The organism is Shewanella baltica (assembly GCF_900456975.1).
Classification (GTDB): domain Bacteria; phylum Pseudomonadota; class Gammaproteobacteria; order Enterobacterales; family Shewanellaceae; genus Shewanella; species Shewanella baltica.
The window spans coordinates 3,249,939-3,269,756 of sequence record NZ_UGYM01000002.1; the positions used below are offsets into that span (position 1 = coordinate 3,249,939).

Genomic DNA, 19,818 nt, shown 5'->3' on the forward strand with positions numbered 1-19,818 from the left:
ACAAAGCTCACAAGTTAGTTATGCAAAAAAGAATTAATGTGTAAAAACAAGATAAATGTATAGATTTCTTTGACTTGCGGCCCTACCGCAACCACAGCAGTACGCATAAATTAATATTAGATATCAAACTAATTAACTGGAATTAATGCTACGAATGAGAGTATTAATGAGGTTTAACCTCTGTTAGATTTAACAATTGAGCCGTCAAATGTTAGCTAAAAAGTGGGATGAAAAGTGAGATAAAAAGACCAGTAAAAAAAACACAAAAATAATGCCTCGCCACGGGCGCTCCCCCAGAAAAACCATATCGTACGCCAACACTAATACCCGTCATAAAAGTCCGAAGTTTAGTTACCGAGTTCCAACTTTAGTGGGAAATTGCCCCCAGATAAGCGCCGAACTCGATCGAGCTCACACTTTCACTACCTCCAAATTGGTAGCTTGATCACCAGAAAAGAACACAACTTAATCTTTACAAGCAAATAGGTGGATTTTATGGCTGCTAAATTTTTTATTCCTTCTGTCAACGTATTAGGCCAAGGCGCAGTGGATGACGCTATCGGTGACATCAAAACCTTAGGCTTTAAACACGCACTCATAGTGACAGACAAACCCTTAGTCAAAATTGGCTTAGTCGGTGAAGTGGCCGAAAAACTCGGTCAAAATGGCATTACCTCCACCATCTATGATGGCGTACAACCTAACCCAACCGTGACGAACGTCGAAGCGGGTTTAGCCCTGTTAAAAGCCAACAAGTGTGACTTTGTGATTTCACTCGGTGGCGGCTCACCCCATGATTGCGCCAAAGGTATCGCCCTTGTTGCCACCAATGGCGGCAGCATTAAGGATTACGAAGGGTTAGATCAATCCGCAAAACCACAGTTGCCATTAGTGGCTATTAATACAACGGCAGGTACTGCCAGTGAAATGACGCGCTTCTGTATCATTACCGACGAAGCCCGCCACATTAAAATGGCGATTGTCGATAAGCACACTACGCCTTTGCTGTCGGTCAATGACCCTGAGCTCATGCTGAAAAAGCCTGCGAGCCTCACGGCCGCAACCGGTATGGATGCACTGACTCACGCGGTTGAAGCCTATGTGTCTATTGCTGCCAACCCGATCACCGACGCCTGCGCGATCAAGGCCATGGAATTGATTCAGGCTAACTTAGCCAACGCGGTTGAAAACGGTCAAGACATCAACGCCCGTGAACAAATGGCCTACGCCCAGTTCTTAGCGGGTATGGCCTTTAACAATGCCAGCTTAGGTTATGTGCATGCGATGGCGCACCAGTTAGGCGGTTTCTACGATCTGCCCCACGGTGTATGTAACGCCCTGCTGCTGCCCCATGTACAGGAATACAATGCCCAGGTCGTCCCTGCTCGCTTGAAAGACATTGCCAAGGCTATGGGTGTGGATGTGTCTGGCATGACCGATGAGCAAGGTGCCAGTGCGGCGATAGCGGCAATCAAAAAACTGTCTGTTGCGGTTAAGATCCCAGAAAACCTGACCTTGTTAGGCGTAAAAGCGGAAGATATTCCAACACTTGCGGATAACGCGTTAAAAGATGCCTGTGGATTCACCAATCCAAAACAAGCAACCCATGCGGAGATCTGTCAGATCTTTACTAATGCGCTGTAATTGTGCGCTGTAATCGCCATACTTTATCAATCGCAAGTTATCGCACTGTAATCGTGCGCTAACTTGCTGGATAACGACTGATTGTCCTGCTAGTGCGTAAACACGACTTCATCCTCCAATGAATGCGTTTTGGGCTCCAATAGTGCACAAAATATCGCTGCACTATTGGGGCCTTTTTTATACTGGTATCGACAAGGTTGCTATCTTAAAAATTGAGTAACAAAAACCAACATAAAACTCAGTGTCTATGCACCTTTGCACTGACAAAACACTCACAAATCTGCATATTCAAGTAGAAAGGATCTGAACCTCAAATATTCATAGCGAAATGATATAAAAAACGTGATCTCTGTGGGTTACAGACTGTTACAGATCCGATAAGATGGCCCCAGTTCGCTTTTTCCCTGCAAAAGATGAAGCCAGCTGAGAGGCCCGTTCTAACGAATGGGCCTCTGTCCATTCTGCCTTCTGCGTTTCCTCTGCGACAACTTATGCTGCCACTTAATCGTATTACGCCCACCAAAGCTTAATTAACCTATTTACTCCGCTGTTCACTCTTTTTATCACTTACACTCAATAAGACTTACTGACGACCAAGTTGTTGCTTTATTAATCAGTAATTCAGCAAAAGCGAAACTTCACCCAAAACTGAGATCTAGCACAAAGTTATTGGCATAAAACTCATGCTAAATAGAGACATGACAGATTAAGTAAATGGTTAATTTTCATGCAGTAACTATCCTTCTCCGTCAAAAAACATCAAGGCTAAATAGACTTAATTAATGATTGACCGAATTCAAAAACGATGCCTATGATGGCAACAATATCCTCGAACAGGTAGGTACGCTATGACTGCAATCACCCATGTATATAACTACACAGTTAGATGTCCACATTACAAGGATCCTGAACATCCCGTTACTTGGTTAAATCATATTGAAATGAACCAGTCCTGTGAAATCGCGTTAAATCGCATCACTAAGTGGCACGAGCTTTCTGGGGATAAGTCCTTCGAAACAAATAAGTTTGTGGTTCGTAAAGCCGAAAATGAAGATGCTTACTTCTCAATGCAGAGTGACAGACTCAAAAATGACGGCCATGCCCTAGTCACCTTTAAAATCTTTTTAGATGATTGCTGTGACGATGCTGCACCGGAAGAAATCATGCAGCACCTGATTGAAGACTATCAACAACGCTTAGCCAAACTCGAATAATCTTTGCAGTATTATTTAGCGACCTTAGACGCCAGTGCGCAAAACGCCACTGGCGTTTTTATTTGCTGAATTCATAAAACTTAAACTCCGACGTCATTTCGCCCTATCCGCTCCACACCTCTTGCTCAAACTTGCCTAAAGACATTACAACAGCGACTCGGCAGATAATGGTGCCATAGCGTGATTCAGCTCAAGATCTGTTATATTGTCCCGAATGTTATTTGGCACTGTAAAAATGGCAGGCCCAGTAAATTGAGTTACGAACTTAAATTGAGGATTAGCATCACAATGAATAAAGCGACGCTCATTATTATTCCTTTATTACTCGCTACATCCGCCTGTGCGGATTTAAAGGACGCAGGCCGTGCCATTGGCACAACCACTAAAGATGTCACCACTGAGATAGGTCACGCGACCCGAGACACCACCAAAGCCATAGGACATGCCTCGCGGGATGCCGTCAAATCGGTAAAAGAAGATTTAACCAAAGACTAATCACAGTGACGCCTAGGCGTCACTGTCTGTTTTAAGTATCTTATCTATTCAAACGTCACGCATTTCAAGCTCCGCGCCCGCTAAGCCGCATTCGCCCGAATACCGTGGGGCACAGGCAATCCTTGGGCATTCACATGCACAAACACCATCTTATCTATGCTCACCACTGGCGCCTGCGTCATCTTATTGCGCACTTGGCAGCTTACGGTAATCGAACTGTGGCCGAGGCTCACCAGCTCCAGACCAAACTCAATCACATCACCTTGGTGCGCTGGCGTCATAAAGTTGATTTCAGAAATCAGCTTAGTCACATGGCTGGTGCTCTTCATCTGGCAGGCAGCAAAAATAGCGGCCTCCTCGTCTATCCAACTGAGCAACTGACCGCCAAACAGCGTATTTGCTGGATTTAAATGTTCAGGTTTAACTAAACGGCGACTGTAATATTTCATGGCGGTGACCTCAATGTGAATGCCAACAATCAGCTTTAATACGCTATAACTTCCCACTGTATTCAGAGCATTTTTCAGGCCACAATTGATAGCCATTAAATAACAATGAGATAGCAATAAGCTGCTGTAAAATAATCCGATTATTGCACCAAGTCGTATCAGAGTTGCACCATATTAATCAGCGCAATAGTGAACCAATAAGCAAAAAAATAGCGACTCATAGAGTCGCCAAGCTAAGGCAAGCAAAAACTTACTGGGTAGGAAGTTAAGTCACAAAATTTGACTTAAAAACCCGCACAGCACATGTAGGCGAACTGCACGGGGATAACAGCTGCAGAGCAGCTAAACACAGGCTTACGGGTAACACTCTTTCATACTCGACTCGATATTTAAGCTGCAAGCTCGGTAACTCATCACAGTCCGCCCTTGCCCTCTATTTCGAGTTTTTAACCACGCCTCACCACACATCGGCATAAGGCGTGCTAAGGAGTGATCCACAATCACAATGGATCATCCTAAGCGCTGCTTACTGCTTAAAACTGCTCTTCTTCGGTAGAACCTGTCAGTGCGGTCACTGATGAATGGCCACCTTGAATAACCGTAGTCACTTGGTCAAAATAACCTGTGCCCACTTCCTGTTGATGCGCGACGAAGGTGTAACCTTTCTTCGCTGCAGCAAACTCAACTTCTTGAACTTTCTCAACATAATGCTTCATGCCTTCGCCACGAGCATAGTCGTAAGCGAGGTCGAACATGTTGTACCACATGTTGTGAATGCCGGCTAAAGTGATGAACTGGTACTTGTAGCCCATGTCTGACAACGCTTGTTGGAAGCGCGCGATAGTGGCGTCGTCCAGATTTTTCTTCCAGTTGAACGAAGGCGAACAGTTATACGCCAACAGTTGATCTGGGTACTGAGCATGGATCGCTTCAGCAAAAATACGCGCTTCTTCTAAATCTGGCTTGGCGGTTTCACACCAAATCAAATCCGCATACGGGGCATAGGCCAGACCGCGAGAAATAGCTTGGTCAAGACCGGCTTTCACACGGTAGAAACCCTCATTGGTACGCTCGCCGGTCACGAAATCACGGTCGTATGGGTCGCAATCTGAAGTTAACAAATCGGCCGCGTTAGCATCGGTACGGGCGATAACCAGTGTATCGACACCGCTCACATCCGCCGCTAAACGTGCAGCAACCAGTTTTTGTACCGCTTCTTGGGTTGGCACTAATACTTTGCCGCCCATGTGACCACATTTCTTCACAGAAGCTAACTGATCTTCAAAGTGAACACCGGCAGCGCCCGCGTCGATCATCGACTTCATCAGTTCGAAGGCATTTAATACGCCGCCAAAACCCGCTTCTGCGTCAGCAATGATTGGCAGGAAGTAATCAACAAATTTTTCATCTTCTGGATTAACGCCATTGCCCCACTGAATTTGGTCTGCGCGGCGGAAAGAGTTATTGATGCGTGACACCACAGCAGGCACAGAGTTGGCTGGGTATAAAGATTGATCTGGGTACATAGTGCCGGCTAAGTTAGCATCGGCAGCCACTTGCCAACCTGAAAGGTAAATCGCTTCGATACCCGCTTTCGCCTGTTGTACCGCTTGACCGCCCGTTAACGCACCGAGCGAATTCACGTAGCCTTTTTTAGCGCCGCCGTTAACCAGTTTCCATAACTTAGCCGCACCACGCTTAGCGATAGTATTCTCAGGCACGATTGAACCGCGAAGTGCAACCACTTCTTCCGCGGTGTAAGGACGACGCACGTTTTTCCAACGTGGGTTTTCTGCCCAATCTCTCTTGATTGCATCAATCTGCTCTTGACGTGAAGTCTGAGTCGTTGCCTTAGTCATAGTGTCGCTCCTTTCTCTTTGATGTTGTAGCTATCATGAAACTGCCCCCCAGTTTCACTCTGCTAAATTGTTTGGTTGGCGGTAGCCCCGCCACAGCTAAATCTGATTGATATAAAACGGTTTAAGCAAATGGGTTCATCCTAGGCAGTCAGCATTTCGTAACCGGGTAAGGTTAAGAAATCGACCAGCTCGTCGGAGGTGGTAATGTCTTCGAGCAATACCGCCGCTTGGGTGAATTTGCCATGGGTGAATCTGTCGCTACCCACTTCTTTTTTCACGTTCGACAGCTCTTCAACCAACATGTCTTTAAAAAGTTGTTTGGTCACGAGTTTGCCGTTTGATAGCGACTTACCGTGTTGGATCCATTGCCAAATTGAGGCTCTAGAAATCTCAGCTGTAGCTGCATCTTCCATTAAGCCGTAAATAGGTACGCAACCGTTGCCGCTGATCCAAGCCTCTAAATACTGCAGTGCGATACGAATGTTCAGACGCATCCCCTGTTCGGTGCGCTCACCGTCGCAGGTTTTAAGCAGTTCGCTAGCCAGGATTGGCGCATCGACATCACGGGTAATATGCAATTGATTACAGTGATCTTGACCTATGTATTCGTTGAAAATACCCATAGCGGTATCGGCAAGACCAGGGTGTGCCACCCAAGTGCCATCGTGGCCGTTACGCGCCTCGAGCTCTTTATCTCGACGAACTCGCTGCAATACCGCTTCGTTCTGAACCGGATCTTTAGCTGGAATAAAGGCCGCCATGCCGCCCATCGCTAACGCACCGCGTTTGTGGCAGGTCTTAATCAAGAGTCTTGAATAAGCGCTTAAGAAAGGCGTATCCATAGTGACGGCTTGGCGATCCGGTAAGACTCGGTCGCTATGACGCTTTAATGTTTTGATATAGCTGAAGATGTAATCCCAGCGACCACAGTTCAGCGCGACGATATTGGAACGCAGCTCGTAGAGGATTTCGTCCATTTCGAACACAGCCGGTAACGTCTCGATCAGGCAAGTACATTTAATCGTGCCCGCTTGCAGACAAAACCTTTCCTCAACAAAAGCAAATACTTTTGCCCACCAGCGCGCTTCAACATGACTTTCTAACTTAGGAATATAAAAGTATGGTCCACTGCCCTTGGCCAAAAGTTGGCGATAGTTGTGGTAGAAATACAGTGCGAAATCAAACAGTGAGCCAGGAATCGCTTTGCCGTTAAACTGCACGTGTTTTTCTTTAAGGTGCAGACCACGAACGCGGCAAATAAGCACTGCCGGATTTGGTCCTAATTTGTAGTGCTTACCTGTGTCCGGTGCTGTGTACTCAATATCACCACGCACGGCATCACGTAGATTGATTTGACCTTCGACGACTTTTTCCCAGCTTGGTGCTAAAGAATCTTCGAAATCGGCCATAAACACTTTGGCATTGGCGTTGAGTGCGTTAATCACCATCTTACGTTCAACGGGACCTGTGATTTCTACGCGGCGGTCAAGCAAGTCATCCGGAATACCGCGAATTTGCCATGCACCATCACGAATAGCGCGGGTTTCAGGCAGAAAGTCGGGTAATGATCCTTTATCGATACGCGCTTGCTTATCTTTACGTTTAGCGAGTAAGGCAGGTACTTCGTCGGCAAACTCACGACAAAGGGATTCGAGTAAGGCGACAGCCCCTTCGGTAAAGATGACTTCTTGGCCTGGAATGTCACGACCCACAATATTAAGCGTGGCGTTTGCTGTAGCTTTACCCAGTGTCGAATTCAATTGCTGTTCACTCAAAGTGTGTTCCGTCATCTTGATGCCCTCCCAAGAGGCTCCACTATCACAGGCTTAACGCTGACATATAAAGCAGTAGCATCCCCAATCACAGCTGCTTATAAACTCACCAAAAAACCATCAAATGTTTGTTTCGAACTAAAACTTACCGACAAACGTTTGTATTTGCAACAGTCCAAGATTGACAAAAACGGGCATTAACCTAAGTAAAAACCATGCTAAAATTGGTCTGACCAAGCAACAAAAAACAACATAACATCATGATATAAAATACATTAAACATTTTAATTACATTTGGTAATTTGAGTTAAATGAAACTTGTCAGACAACTTTACCAACCCCCACGCAAAGTAATTATTTACGTAATTAAATTACCAAAAGTAAATATATAAATACAGCATTTTTACCCTATTAGACCTAAGTAGAAAATACCCAATGTTTTGAACTAACCTAGAGGGAAGCAAGCTAAATCCATATAAATCATAACGATAACCACTACTGCTACCAACATGGATTTAAACGACCGTTTTATTTTGACGTTTACGTAAACGCAACAACGACCGAGTGTAATACCAGCTAAGCACTAGGTTGCGTTTCCCGATCAACAAGGTGGGATGTGATGGTTAACTCAAAAAATAAATCACTTTTTTATAAAAAAAATGAAACAAATTTGAAATTACAACGGGATGGAGCGTAAAACCGCCCTTTTATAACGTTTCTCTCTTGCTAGAACCCATTACTGGTTTGCTCATAAAGATGTTTTTTGCAGCATTCATTGGCAGCACTGCACATTTCGACAATAAATGCTGAAACATTTGTTGCCAACTTAAATGCAAATCATTACTATTCGCGGCCTATTTATTTGGGGGAACCATTAATGAAACCATTTCGTTTGTCGCTAACTGCACTCGCCTGCCTTTCTGTTTTATCACAAACCGCACACGCCGAAGCCAACTCGATATCAGCAAATGCTGAAGCCAACGTTGAGCGCATCACGGTTTATGGCAGACAGAACTCAGTAGTGAAGAATTCAGGGCTGGCGACTAAATCCGACATGTCTCTTATGGAAACCCCAGCAGCTGTAGTGATTGTTGACCAAGAGCTGATCGAAACCCAAGGTACAGATAATCTGCAGGACTTGATCCGTAACATCAGTGGCGTGACTCAAGCGGGAAATAACTATGGCATTGGTGACAACATAGTCATCCGTGGTTTAGGCGCAAATTACACCTATGACGGTATGTATGGCGGTGCAGGCCTAGGAAATACCTTCAACCCTACGCGCTCTTTAACCAACGTTGAATCCGTCGAAGTATTAAAAGGCCCAGCGACTGGACTCTATGGCATGGGAAGTGCTGGCGGCGTGATCAATCTGATTGAAAAGAAACCGCAGTTTGAGTCAAAGCATAAGTTCAGCGCCGAAATGGGCCAATGGGACACCTACTCCCTTGCTCTGGATAGCACGGGCGGCCTGAGTGATGATGTCGCCTACCGTTTAGTGGCTAAATCTGGCCGCAGTGATGGGTATCGCGATATCGGTACAGACAGAGACGAAATCTATGGCGCCTTAAAATGGGTATTAAGTGATAGCCAAGATTTAATGCTTTCAGGTGCTTACATAAAAGATGCTATTGCCGTTGATTCTATTGGTCACCCGATTCGGATTTACAATGCAGAATCTGTCGGCGGCAAGGGCGCTGGCGAGGTCACGTGGCAAGATCTGGTTAATGATCCCAACGGTAATGGTCTACAACTCACCGATGCACAGCGTCAGCAGTTAGCGGCCTCGTTGTCGGGCGCTGACGGCTTAACACCCTATTCGTTTGGTGATGCTGGGCTGATTTCGCCCATGGCGAAGGACAATGAGGGTGAAGAGTTAAGATTTAAACTGACCCATAATATCTATTTCACTGACAATTTGTTCCTCAATCAACAATTGCAGTATCGCGACTACACGTCAGGTTTCGCCCGCCAAACTGGTGCCTATAACTATGTCTATTGGAAGCGTAACATCAAGATTAAAAACGTTCTTACCGACGTGATTAACGAAGAGCCTAGATCGCCTTTAGTTGAAAATGGCGTACTTTATCCTTTTGCTGCAAGACGTCAGGAATACCGTAAAGTCGATGCCGACGAGACGTCGTGGCAGTACTTTGCCGATCTACGTTATGACTTCCAAATTGGCAATATAGACAATGAATTATTGGTCAATGCCAACTATGAAGACCGTAATATTCGTTTCCAGCAATATTCTATCTTCGATGCCGATCAAATTTATAAAAAAAAGGATGGAGAAATTACTTATCAAGGTTCCTTGCCTTATATTTACGACATCCGTAATCCTAATTGGGGCACAGGTAAGTTTGAAGACTATGACCCACTCAAGACCGCGAACTATGACAAAAAGGTCAGCGCTTGGGGTTTAGGCGTACAACACGTGGGATATTTAGGACATGGCTTCACCACACGTGTAGGTGTCGCATTTAACGAGATAAAACAAAGTTATGAACACTTAGGTGTCGATGAACGCTATAGTGCAAGTCAAGCTGCTGCGACGCAGGAAGAGGACACTACGGATAACGGCATCACCTATAATCTAGGTTTAACCTATATGCCGACGGACGACTTATCTTTCTTTTTGAACCACTCTAAGGGGCGGACTGCTTACAGTATATTAGGCACTGTGACCGGCAAAAATACTGACCGTGAAGATTCAGAATCGGTAAGCAATGATCTGGGTATGCGCTTTAAAGCCTTTGATGATCAAATGCTCGCATCATTGGTGCTCTTTAAGAGCTCGCGCACCAATGTGTCCTATACGAATGAAGAATATAAAATAGGCGTATCAGGACCAGAAGTACCCGTGTATTTTTACGACGGAAGTGAAGATACCCAAGGGGTTGAACTCGATCTCAATGCCCACTTAAACGACAACTGGCGTATCAACCTTAACGGCATGTACCAAGATGCAAGGGATAAACAAAATCCAAGTAGTTTAACCTACAATAGCCGTCAAAAAGGCGTGCCTTATGTCACTGCCAGCGCTTGGGTGACCTATGGCGCCGATTGGTTTAGCTTATCAAGCCCAATCGAATTAAGCCTTGGTGCTAAATTTGTAGATGATCGCAGCACGCACTCTAGCTCATTTGGTATTCCAGACGGTTACGTGCCTAGCTATACTGTCGTCGACTCGGCGGTGAGTTACAGCACTGATTCTTGGAAAATCCAGCTTAATATCAATAATCTATTCAATAAAGACTATTACAGTAAAGCGATGTTCTTAGGCGGTATGCCGGGTGAAGAACGCAACGTCAAACTGCAATACAGCTATAGTTTTTGAGCGCTAAATAGATTTAAGCGCTAAACAGCAGCGCGAAAGTGGATATGTTTCCAACAAAAAAGAGAGCATTTATGCTCTCTTTTGACATCTAAATCCTTAATCGATAATGGCAAATGATACCCAGCGTATTAACTGACATTCTCCCTATCGCCGCGCATAAGGGATTCCAACTCTGCCTTACCCTTATTCGATAGATTGATTAACGTCGCTAAATCATTTTGATGTGCTGCGCTCGCAATCACCAGTTTCTTATCATGCTCAGCAAAGATTTTTACCCGCTCGTTGGCTTGTACCTGAGATAGACCTAAACCTTGGAGGATCTTCTCGCTGGCCGAAAGCGCCGAACCAAAGGTCTCACGAAAGACATCCGTCACCCCAAGGCTCATTAAACGATAAGCATGGTTACGATCCCTTGCCCGCGCGACTATGTGGATATGGGGAAAATGGGTTTTCACTTGCTGGGCGATTTCGATGGAATCCTCAACACTGTCCACGGCCAGCAATAACAAACGCGAGCGCGCGATCCCCGCCGACATTAACATGTCTAAGCGTCTGGCATCACCAAAATAGACCTCACCGCCATATTTGCGAATAACATCCACATGGCTCGCATCCTTATCCAACGCGACAAAAGGGATCCCTGATGAGGCCAAAATACGCCCGGTTATCTGGCCTACTCGGCCAAAACCGGCAATCACCACTTCCGATTCAGTGACATTAATCGTATCTGGCAGGCGAGTGTCCACCACCTTAGCCTTAGTTGCGCGAAACAGGGTAAACAATATCGGCGTCACCGCCATAGACAAACCAATCGCCAGCACTAACACTTGCGCAATTTTATCGCCGACAATGCCAGATAACTGCGCCTGGGATAACAGCACAAAGGCAAATTCACCGCCTTCGGCAAGGATCAACCCCAATGCAATACTCGGTCGCCATTTGTGGTGCCGAATGCGGCCCAGCACCATCAGCACAAACGTTTTAATCAGCAACATCGCCATTAAAATACCTAAGATAAGTAACGGATCTGATATCAATAATTTCAAATCCATACTCATACCGACCGCCATGAAAAACAGCCCAAGCAATAAGCCTTTAAAGGGTTCGATGTCGGTTTCGAGTTGATGTCGATAACTTGAGTTTGCGAGCATAATACCCGCCAAAAATGCCCCCATACCCGCAGAGAGTCCAAGCCACTCCATTAACTCAGCGCTGCCCATCACGAGCAGTAACGCAAAGGCGGTGAGTACTTCACGCACCCCGCTACTTGCGACTAACTTAAGGAGTTTTGGCAGTAAGTATTTGCCCACTAACACAAACCCTACTAGGGCTAGACACGTCCAGTACCAAGGCACGGCATGATGCTCAATCTGCGCCGAATTAGGCGCCAAATATGCCGTCAGCAGCAACATGGGGATAACGGCAAGATCTTGCATCAACAAGACACCAAAGGCATCACGCCCGAGTGGGGTTGTGAGCAACCTATGTTCACTCATTAACTGCACAGCAAAGGCTGTCGATGATAAAGATAGCGCGGCGCCAACCACTAAAGCTGCGTCAACAGACAAGCCAAAGCCCCAAGCCAAACCACCAATCGCAGCCCATGATAACAACAACTGACCACTGCCTAAACCAAAGATAGCACTGCGAAGTTCCCATAATTTACTTGGATTTAATTCGAGTCCCAGCACAAACAACATCAGCACTACACCTAACTCGGCAAAATGCAACACAGCAGCAGGATCAGAAACTAAGGCCATGCCGCCTGGGCCTAAAATGATCCCAGCACCTAGGTAGGAAAGAATCGGGCCGGCGCCAAAACGTTTACCCAAAGGAACAAAAATAACCGCCGCCAATAAAAATAGCAGCACCGACGTGAGTAAACTCGACTGTTCCATGAAGGCTCCAACGGAAAAAGGAATGTGCAGTGTTCCATATAATGGCCCAGCCGCAGCTAGGCAAATTAGCAACTATGATATCCCATTTATTTATTAACAAGGTCAAGGCAATTCATTAAAAATGAGAAATTTTTGGTACGAAAAACACTTAAGCGTGGGGGAAATCAACTGGAGCAACAAAGCTGAGTAAAAGAGCGTTCAGAGACGCCTTAGACTGTTATCGCATTTTTGTTAGTGGCGGCAAAACCCAAAACGAGACATAAATGAAGGAAGGATAAAAACCAGTAAGGACTTTTGCCAACTCAGGATGAGACTAAATGCTCACTCGGCTTACATTACACCGAGGGTGATGCGATATGACGCCGTAAATCAGTTGCCTGCTTGTCACATTTTAAGATGTCAGAATAGCGTACTACGGCATTGCGGCCATTGGCCTTAGCGGCATAAAGCGCCATGTCGGCTCGGTGAAATAATGGATCTAAACTCAGATCATCAGCCATTAAACCGCTCACGCCAAAACTCGCCGTAATGACGAACTTATGTCCTGAATGTTGGGTATCAATGGCCTCGATACGGGCTCGGCACTGCTCCGCCACTTCCATGCCTTTCTCTTCATCGGCATAGGGTAATAAAATCGCAAACTCCTCACCGCCGATACGAGCAAAAACATCACCATTTCGGATATGGGATTTAAGGGAATCAACCACCTTTTTAAGCGCCCAATCGCCAGTTCCATGGCCAAAAGAATCGTTGATCCGTTTGAAGAAATCCAAATCAAATAAAATGACACAGAAATCCCCACCGCGGGCCGTGGCTTGCACAAAAAGGTTTTCCCCTAACTCTTGCCCTGCACCGCGATTCAAGATGCCTGTTAATGCATCCATTCTCGCCATACGCATAAACTTGCGTTTCTGCATCTGGCCTACAGCTAACAAAATCCCGAGGAAGAACAGTCCGCCTACTAGAATAGTGACAAACATCAGCATATTGGTGTATTCGCGCTCTTTTACCGTTTGCTGAGCGACATACAGTTCACGTTCCTTATTCAATAAATTAATCTCACGTGACTGTTCATCAGCATTAAACTTTGCCGCCTGATACGCTAACGTTTTCATTTTCGCTTCATCGAACATCAGCTGATTGTAATACTGCTCTTTTTTCGAATATTCATAGGCTTGTTCAAACTGTTTATTCTCAGCATTTAAGCCCGCTAACACTTTAAAGACAGTATGTTTTAACTCGGTATAACTAGGATCATTAGGTAATGACGTAACGAACTTGGCATGCTCGACCACCTCAGCAGATTGCTTTAGTGCAAAATACGCTTCGGTTAACAAAGAATGGACACTATTAATTTCTAGTTGAAAATTAAAAGACTCATATCCCTTTAATGCTTTCAAAAGTAAAGCAACTGCAGCAGAGTATTCTTGCAACCTTAACTTAGACTCACCCATCCCTTTCAATGCAATAAACGAAATCAATGGGAAGCCATTAGACTCACAAAAATCGTGTGTGTACTGGAATTCATCAAACGCCTTAGTAAAGGCCTCTAGCTCTAATTGATAAACTGATAAATACAACTTTGCAGTACAGATATCTTTTACATTATCTGCTGAAGCAAGCGATTCTGCCTTAGCCGCGTAGGTTCCCACCTCTTCTTTTATGCCCATTGCAGAGTACAAACTGGCTAAACGTAGATATGCAGCACGTTTGATATCTATATTATCTATTCGATCTATTAGCCCTAGGCTTTTGCTCATTACAACAAAAGCGTCTTTAAAGTTCCGTAGGGCGATGTACGCAGTTGCCTCATAGCTATAGGCAGAAAATAAATAATCGCTATTTTGAACTAAATTTTCAGATTGAATTAAATTATCTAGGGCTTCTTGATATTGACCTGAATAAATAAATGAAGTCCCTTTAAATACCAATAAACGACCTTGCTGAAAACGCGTCATATGCTCGAAATCAGCTTCAAGTTCATGGAGCTTAGTGATTGCACTTTGCATATCGGTATGTTGTAGCTGCTCCAGATCAGCTAATACCTCATCAAAATTGATAGTTGCAGCCATTAAGGGCATACAAAATATGCCCGAACATAACCACAAAAAAGCGCGCAGGAGTTTCAATTACTCACCATTACCATGGGAAATAACTAAGTAGGCTTTACAATCATCATCCCCACTCAAGCTTTTCAGTTTTTCCATGTCTCCCGACATGACGGCTGCAATTTCTTCATCAGTTAACCCATGGGCACGCATTACGGCCTCAGGGTCCTGTTGATACGATTGCATCAACTGTGAATTTTGGCCTAACTGAGTAAAAAAATCGGATAATGCAGGCATACTTTTTCCTTATTTTAATGATGACTTCCGAATTCAACTCAGAAGTACGACTCTCGCAATTAGCCTAAATCTTCAGGCCTAATACCTAATTTGGTTAAAATAGCATAGTTGTATTCGAGTTTTTTTGCTTGCGGGATCAGTAACGTACTGATGGGAGACAAGTTTGCCTCGGGCAGCTTACTCAACGGCAAATACTCAATTCTAGGAGCTTGAATCGGTAAATTAGCAGCCTCGTAGATCACCACTTGATGATCCAGTGGATACCATTGATGCAGTTGTTCAACCAAAATCTGCAGCCTATCACTCGTAGTATTGAACTGAGTTAAGGTATGTTCGCCAGCAATAGCAATTTGCCATAACAACAAATGAGTTGTCGGATCGGGCACATGATTAAAGAACATAAACTGGCTGGCTTCAAAACTTTGGTGTCCTGAATTACCTGGGTCTATACCTAAATCTGCCCATAAACACGCCTCGGCCGATATCCCAGGCTCCATCTTTGCAGCAAATCCTTCAGCCCTCGCCTGCTTAATCGCTAAGTGGGACACGCAAGCAAACACACCGGGGTGACCATAAAGCGCACAAACTGTTTTTTTACCGGCTCTCACAGCGCCCAAAATTGCACTCACCATTTGCTCATAGGTCTCACGGCGATTTTTCACTTCGCCATCTTGAGCATAAAACGGCTGCAAATTGATGACATTAGGATTAATTTTCTGGATCCAACGCTGCGAAAAACCATCTGGCAGGAGTGAAAACACCACATCGGCGTGCTCAATATAACTGCGACTCATCACACTGATTTGTCCGGCCAGCTGTAAACCCGTGCCTACGCAAACTAAAGAACCCAAAGCATCTATCCCAATATTTTATTTTAAACACTGCGAACTCATAACTAAAGCCACAGCACAAGAACATAATAAAAACATATCGGTAACTTTAATCTGATTTAAGCAAGATTACTATGGTTATCGCCACATAAACCGTTTATCGACTTACTGACTAATTGCTTGGCTTTAAAGAAGAAATCTGGCTCCCATTTCCTTTTGTCAAATCCTGTCAGCAGTAAACCAGTACGGTTCAGAGGCTGAAAAATCACACCCACAGCAGCCACGAGACTTACAGTAATAAATATCCTTACAGATTGAGAACTAAAGCCAACATCGCGGGTCGAAAAGTCACACAATTCGATCTATGACGGCAGCAAAACCCGATTGCCCTTGTCATGAGGGTGAATGCTTGGGTATTATGGCCGCCAGATTTTCAGAAGTAGCGCATACAATGATCAATAAAAAGCAAAGTCTTACCCTGCTGAGCGCTGTGGCGCTCTCTGTTTCGCTCAGTGCTTGTAGTGTGTTCGATTGGTTGATTTATAAGCCCGACATCCCACAGGGTAACTACATGGAACCGCAACAAGTTGAAAAGTTGCGCATTGACATGACCAAAGAACAAGCCGAATACATTCTCGGCCGTCCGGTATTACGTGATAGTTTCGCCGACGATACTTGGTACTACGTCTATCACTACAAGAGTGGACGCGATGCCAGCATTACGCATAAAGAACTCATTTTGCACTTTACGGGTGATAAACTCACCGCAGTGAATGGCGATTATGAGCTAAGCAAAGAATTTGATACGCCGCTCGAGCAGAGCAGTTTACCTACGGGTAATAAAACTGAGCTAGTGCCACAAATTCCTGCACAGCGTCCAGATGCCAAACCTTTAGTAAAAGAAAACCAAACAGAAGCGCAAGTTCAAAAACCAATTAAGTAATATCCTAAACTTTGCTTATGCTCTTCTCAGTCGATGAAATACAAAAAAGCGCCCAAGGGCGCTTTTTCATTGAGTAATGATGTCAAACTGACGTCAAGTAGTTATACCAACCGTATTAAGCCCGTCCGCCAGTGACTTTATTCGCGCGGCCTTCATCTTTGGCTTTATCTGCGCGGCGGCGGCGAACATCCTTAGGATCGGCAATCAAAGGACGGTAAATCTCGACCCTTTGGCCCGGTAAAATCACTTGGTCATGTTTAACCACATTACTAAACACACCGAGCTTGACCGTGTCTAAATCGATCTCAGGGAAAAAGCTCACTATGTTACTTAAACGCACTACCTCAATCGCCGACGTGCCGGGATTCACATTCACCGAAATTACTTTTTGCTGAGTAGGCAAGGCGTAAACCACATCAACTACAAACTTATCTGTCTCATTTGTCACTGTAAATCACCTTAGCGCGACTCGTAAACGCCGTCACCATTGATACCATAAGATCATTAAACACTTTACCAAAGGCCATATCGGCTAACGAGTTTGAAAACTCAAAACTCAGTTCGAATTCTACCTTGCAAGCTTCTTCAGTCAGCTCAGTAAAACGCCACTGCCCCAATAAATGCTTAAAGGGCCCATTTTCCAATGTTAAATCAATACTCTTCCCGGGAACCACTTGGTTGCGAGTCGTAAATGTCTTACGGATCCCCGCTTTACTCACATCCACAGATGCCAGCATAGTCTTACCATCAAATTCTAAGACTTTGCCACCCACACAACCGGGTAAAAATTCCTTATACGACTCGACATCATTCACTAAGTCATACATTTGCATCGCACTAAAACGGACTAACACACTTCGAGAAATTTGCGGCATAGGACTTAGCACTCTTAACTAACGACTTCACAGCGACCTTAGCAAACTCAAACGCACGAAAAGAACGCACACGCGATGAACAACTTAGGCAAGCAATCAAAATTTGCACGGATTTTATCACGATACGTAAAAAACGCACCCCTTGTGCACTTAAGCTGATACTCAACCCCTTAATGGCGTTCAAAAAACCAGCAACAACACGATAGAGGCTTGAAATTAACTAAATAAAACCTTATATCAATACCAAATTGAATCACCGTGCGTATAATGGCGCCACTATGGTAAAGAAAAATTCAAGCAAAGCCGCGCCTGCGACTATCGCACGTAATAAGCGCGCAACCTTCGAATACCGTTTCGAAGAGAAAATGGAAGCCGGCCTATCCCTAATGGGATGGGAAGTTAAATCTATCCGTATGGGTAAGGTCAACTTGTCCGACTGTTACGTATTCCTGAAAAATGGCGAAGCCTTTATGCATGGCTGCACCATTATTCCCTTGAATACGGCATCGACACACGTTGTCTGCGATCCCCTGCGCTTGAAAAAGCTGCTACTCAGCCGTAAAGAGCTCGATAAGCTGGCAGGCTTAGTCGAGCGTCAAGGCTACTCCATCATTCCTATTTCTATGTACTGGCGTAAAGGTGCATGGGTGAAAGTGGAGATTGGCCTAGGTAAAGGTAAGAAAGATCACGATAAGCGCGAAGATACTAAAGCGCGTGAATGGGAAGTTGAAAAAGCCCGCGTGATGAAAAAAGAAAAAACGCACGGATAATGAACAAACGATTGAACTTGAAGCAAATGATGCTAGGTGATCATTGTGCTACGGGTTACAATCAAATTCTTGGGGGCGATTCTGGATTCGACAGGATTCACGAAACCCTGGGAGCATGCCGAGGGGCGGTTGGCCTCGTAAAAAGCCGCACCGTTATAGTTGCAAACGACTCTAACTACTCTCTAGCAGCTTAGGCTAGCTAGCCATCTGACACAGGTCTCTCAAATGGGCAGTGTATACAGATGGTCATCCTACATTTGATAGCGAGGGAACTCCGTCCGGGGGTGAACCGCGAAATAGTACCGGACTCGCCCGATGAAATCCTGTCTTTCGGAGTTTATTCGGGTTAATTAAAAGAGAGACTAAGCATGTAGTGCCTTGGATGTAGGTGTTCTGGACGCGGGTTCAAGTCCCGCCGCCTCCACCAATTTTACCAGAAGGGCTTAACCGCAAGGTTAAGCCCTTTTTGTTTGCTCTGCTCATAGAACGCAGTTTGAGATTTTATTTTCACAATTAAGCTTTGCTAGCTCGGATGGTTTGAGATTTTCTAGCTTGGGTAGTTTGAGAATGAGATATATAACTCTGGTCGGCAGCTTGGTCTTGGACTTGAGCATCTAAGAGATACGCATTGCTGCTAGCGATTGGCTCCGCCAATACAACATAACCACTAAAACCTATGAAAAACGGCAAAAATCAGTACGAGAAGAGTAATACAGCGAGTGCGATTGAAATCGCAATAGAAATTAAACCAATGATTAAATGTATATATCTAGATAGGAATTTGTTTTCAATGGCTTCTTCAGGGCAATTGATTGGAACACATAAACTGATCTTGTCACCGATTTGAGGTCCAAACCGAGTGTAAGCTTGTTCGTCATAATTAATCAGAGTTCCTCTTGTATAACGCTTTCCTTTCCAAAAATACTCTACAACCGGATTAATGAAAATTTGTTGGTACCTGAAGTGCTCATGATCTGGGCTGTATCTGGTATTTTCATCCAGTGAAATAATAGTCCCTTCAACGATATCGTATGTTAAAAATTGATCTTCTTTAAATCTCAATATTCCACCAATCCCGATGAGACCAAGGGTGAATGAGAACCAAGAGAATAAAATATGTCCTCCTATATCCTCAAAGACAAATGCAGCGATGATCACGGAAGGAATAGACAAGATAAAAACAAAAAACAACATCAATCTCTTCATACAACACCCAAAAAACAATTCAAAAAGGTCAAACCATACTAAAAATAGAAAGAGCAGATCATATTAAGTGCCTTTAAAATAAAGACTTAATATAAATATAAAAGACTTATTTCTACATGCTAAAACGCTAACTGACGATAAAACGATAAACATGATTAACTTAACACCGTGACACAAA

The 19,818-nt window shown here is 44.5% G+C and carries 16 protein-coding genes and 1 other RNA gene; 7 read left to right on the forward strand and 10 right to left on the reverse strand.

The genetic code is table 11. From position 1 onward, the window contains the following. The first annotated feature begins 495 nt into the window (after window positions 1-495). The 3 genes from yiaY (at window position 496) to DYH48_RS14640 (ending at window position 3,353) form a co-directional block, all read left to right on the forward strand. Window positions 496-1,644 (forward strand): L-threonine dehydrogenase, encoded by a 1,149-nt coding sequence (gene yiaY / locus DYH48_RS14630; RefSeq protein WP_115335210.1) that lies wholly within the window; start codon window positions 496-498, stop codon window positions 1,642-1,644. An 848-nt stretch (window positions 1,645-2,492) separates the two neighbouring features. Continuing rightward, complete coding sequence (locus tag DYH48_RS14635) at window positions 2,493-2,858, forward strand: hypothetical protein (RefSeq protein ID WP_006080845.1); 366 nt, start codon at window positions 2,493-2,495, stop codon at window positions 2,856-2,858. Window positions 2,859-3,146: 288 nt separating this feature from the next. Then, entirely contained in the window at window positions 3,147-3,353 is a 207-nt protein-coding gene (locus tag DYH48_RS14640; protein ID WP_006080844.1) for a hypothetical protein, read from the forward strand. 80 nt (window positions 3,354-3,433) lie between these two features. Here the strand turns inward: DYH48_RS14640 and DYH48_RS14645 are convergent, their stop codons facing one another. From DYH48_RS14645 to aceB, 3 genes are all read right to left on the reverse strand, one after another. Next, window positions 3,434-3,802 (reverse strand): acyl-CoA thioesterase, encoded by a 369-nt coding sequence (locus tag DYH48_RS14645; RefSeq protein ID WP_006080843.1) that lies wholly within the window; start codon window positions 3,800-3,802, stop codon window positions 3,434-3,436. Window positions 3,803-4,335: 533 nt separating this feature from the next. Beyond that, the gene (gene aceA, locus DYH48_RS14650; protein WP_115335211.1) at window positions 4,336-5,661 is read right to left on the reverse strand and encodes an isocitrate lyase; all 1,326 of its coding nucleotides are present in this window, start codon (window positions 5,659-5,661) and stop codon (window positions 4,336-4,338) included. A gap of 140 nt (window positions 5,662-5,801) precedes the next feature. Then, entirely contained in the window at window positions 5,802-7,451 is a 1,650-nt protein-coding gene (gene aceB / locus DYH48_RS14655) for a malate synthase A (protein ID WP_012588216.1), read from the reverse strand. Window positions 7,452-8,310: 859 nt separating this feature from the next. Here aceB and DYH48_RS14660 point away from each other — a divergent pair. Then, window positions 8,311-10,773 carry a TonB-dependent receptor gene (locus tag DYH48_RS14660; protein ID WP_115335212.1) on the forward strand — a complete coding sequence of 821 codons (2,463 nt, stop codon included), beginning with the start codon at window positions 8,311-8,313 and terminating at the stop codon, window positions 10,771-10,773. A 128-nt stretch (window positions 10,774-10,901) separates the two neighbouring features. Here the strand turns inward: DYH48_RS14660 and DYH48_RS14665 are convergent, their stop codons facing one another. From DYH48_RS14665 to DYH48_RS14680, 4 genes are all read right to left on the reverse strand, one after another. Further along, window positions 10,902-12,671, reverse strand: coding sequence for a monovalent cation:proton antiporter-2 (CPA2) family protein (locus DYH48_RS14665; protein WP_006080839.1), 1,770 nt, complete (start codon window positions 12,669-12,671; stop codon window positions 10,902-10,904). 335 nt (window positions 12,672-13,006) lie between these two features. After that, complete coding sequence (locus DYH48_RS14670) at window positions 13,007-14,752, reverse strand: GGDEF domain-containing protein (protein WP_115336143.1); 1,746 nt, start codon at window positions 14,750-14,752, stop codon at window positions 13,007-13,009. A 48-nt stretch (window positions 14,753-14,800) separates the two neighbouring features. Then, a complete protein-coding gene (locus DYH48_RS14675; RefSeq protein WP_115335213.1) occupies window positions 14,801-15,016 on the reverse strand; it encodes a hypothetical protein in 216 nt (71 codons plus the stop codon). Window positions 15,017-15,075: 59 nt separating this feature from the next. Next, window positions 15,076-15,867 carry an SAM-dependent methyltransferase gene (locus DYH48_RS14680; protein WP_006085112.1) on the reverse strand — a complete coding sequence of 264 codons (792 nt, stop codon included), beginning with the start codon at window positions 15,865-15,867 and terminating at the stop codon, window positions 15,076-15,078. A 430-nt stretch (window positions 15,868-16,297) separates the two neighbouring features. On the opposite strand from DYH48_RS14680, the gene DYH48_RS14685 reads away from it, so the two are divergent. Beyond that, window positions 16,298-16,789: an outer membrane protein assembly factor BamE gene (locus tag DYH48_RS14685; protein WP_006080835.1), complete on the forward strand. Its 492-nt coding sequence runs from the start codon at window positions 16,298-16,300 to the stop codon at window positions 16,787-16,789. A 115-nt stretch (window positions 16,790-16,904) separates the two neighbouring features. On the opposite strand, the gene DYH48_RS14690 is transcribed toward DYH48_RS14685, so the two are convergent. After that, the gene (locus DYH48_RS14690) at window positions 16,905-17,237 is read right to left on the reverse strand and encodes an RnfH family protein (protein WP_006080834.1); all 333 of its coding nucleotides are present in this window, start codon (window positions 17,235-17,237) and stop codon (window positions 16,905-16,907) included. Further along, window positions 17,227-17,664 (reverse strand): SRPBCC family protein, encoded by a 438-nt coding sequence (locus tag DYH48_RS14695; protein ID WP_006080833.1) that lies wholly within the window; start codon window positions 17,662-17,664, stop codon window positions 17,227-17,229. Before DYH48_RS14695 ends, DYH48_RS14690 begins: the two co-directional genes overlap by 11 nt. A 278-nt stretch (window positions 17,665-17,942) precedes the next feature. Between DYH48_RS14695 and smpB the strand changes: the two genes are divergently transcribed. Then, window positions 17,943-18,434 carry an SsrA-binding protein SmpB gene (smpB, locus tag DYH48_RS14700; RefSeq protein WP_006080832.1) on the forward strand — a complete coding sequence of 164 codons (492 nt, stop codon included), beginning with the start codon at window positions 17,943-17,945 and terminating at the stop codon, window positions 18,432-18,434. 71 nt (window positions 18,435-18,505) lie between these two features. After that, window positions 18,506-18,861: a transfer-messenger RNA gene (gene ssrA, locus DYH48_RS14705) on the forward strand. Between the two features lie 266 nt (window positions 18,862-19,127). Here the strand turns inward: ssrA and DYH48_RS14710 are convergent. Continuing rightward, window positions 19,128-19,640, reverse strand: coding sequence for a hypothetical protein (locus DYH48_RS14710; RefSeq protein ID WP_172481196.1), 513 nt, complete (start codon window positions 19,638-19,640; stop codon window positions 19,128-19,130). Window positions 19,641-19,818 lie beyond the last annotated feature (178 nt).

Bases quoted from the DNA above. Each gene is read 5' to 3' on its own strand.
- yiaY (WP_115335210.1), top strand. From the start codon at position 496: ATGGCTGCTAAATTTTTTATTCCTTCTGTCAACGTATTAGGCCAAGGC.
- DYH48_RS14635 (WP_006080845.1), top strand. From the start codon at position 2,493: ATGACTGCAATCACCCATGTATATAACTACACAGTTAGATGTCCACAT.
- DYH48_RS14640 (WP_006080844.1), top strand. From the start codon at position 3,147: ATGAATAAAGCGACGCTCATTATTATTCCTTTATTACTCGCTACATCC.
- DYH48_RS14645 (WP_006080843.1), bottom strand. From the start codon at position 3,802: ATGAAATATTACAGTCGCCGTTTAGTTAAACCTGAACATTTAAATCCA.
- aceA (WP_115335211.1), bottom strand. From the start codon at position 5,661: ATGACTAAGGCAACGACTCAGACTTCACGTCAAGAGCAGATTGATGCA.
- aceB (WP_012588216.1), bottom strand. From the start codon at position 7,451: ATGACGGAACACACTTTGAGTGAACAGCAATTGAATTCGACACTGGGT.
- DYH48_RS14660 (WP_115335212.1), top strand. From the start codon at position 8,311: ATGAAACCATTTCGTTTGTCGCTAACTGCACTCGCCTGCCTTTCTGTT.
- DYH48_RS14665 (WP_006080839.1), bottom strand. From the start codon at position 12,671: ATGGAACAGTCGAGTTTACTCACGTCGGTGCTGCTATTTTTATTGGCG.
- DYH48_RS14670 (WP_115336143.1), bottom strand. From the start codon at position 14,752: ATGCCCTTAATGGCTGCAACTATCAATTTTGATGAGGTATTAGCTGAT.
- DYH48_RS14675 (WP_115335213.1), bottom strand. From the start codon at position 15,016: ATGCCTGCATTATCCGATTTTTTTACTCAGTTAGGCCAAAATTCACAG.
- DYH48_RS14685 (WP_006080835.1), top strand. From the start codon at position 16,298: ATGATCAATAAAAAGCAAAGTCTTACCCTGCTGAGCGCTGTGGCGCTC.
- DYH48_RS14695 (WP_006080833.1), bottom strand. From the start codon at position 17,664: ATGCCGCAAATTTCTCGAAGTGTGTTAGTCCGTTTTAGTGCGATGCAA.
- smpB (WP_006080832.1), top strand. From the start codon at position 17,943: ATGGTAAAGAAAAATTCAAGCAAAGCCGCGCCTGCGACTATCGCACGT.
- DYH48_RS14710 (WP_172481196.1), bottom strand. From the start codon at position 19,640: ATGAAGAGATTGATGTTGTTTTTTGTTTTTATCTTGTCTATTCCTTCC.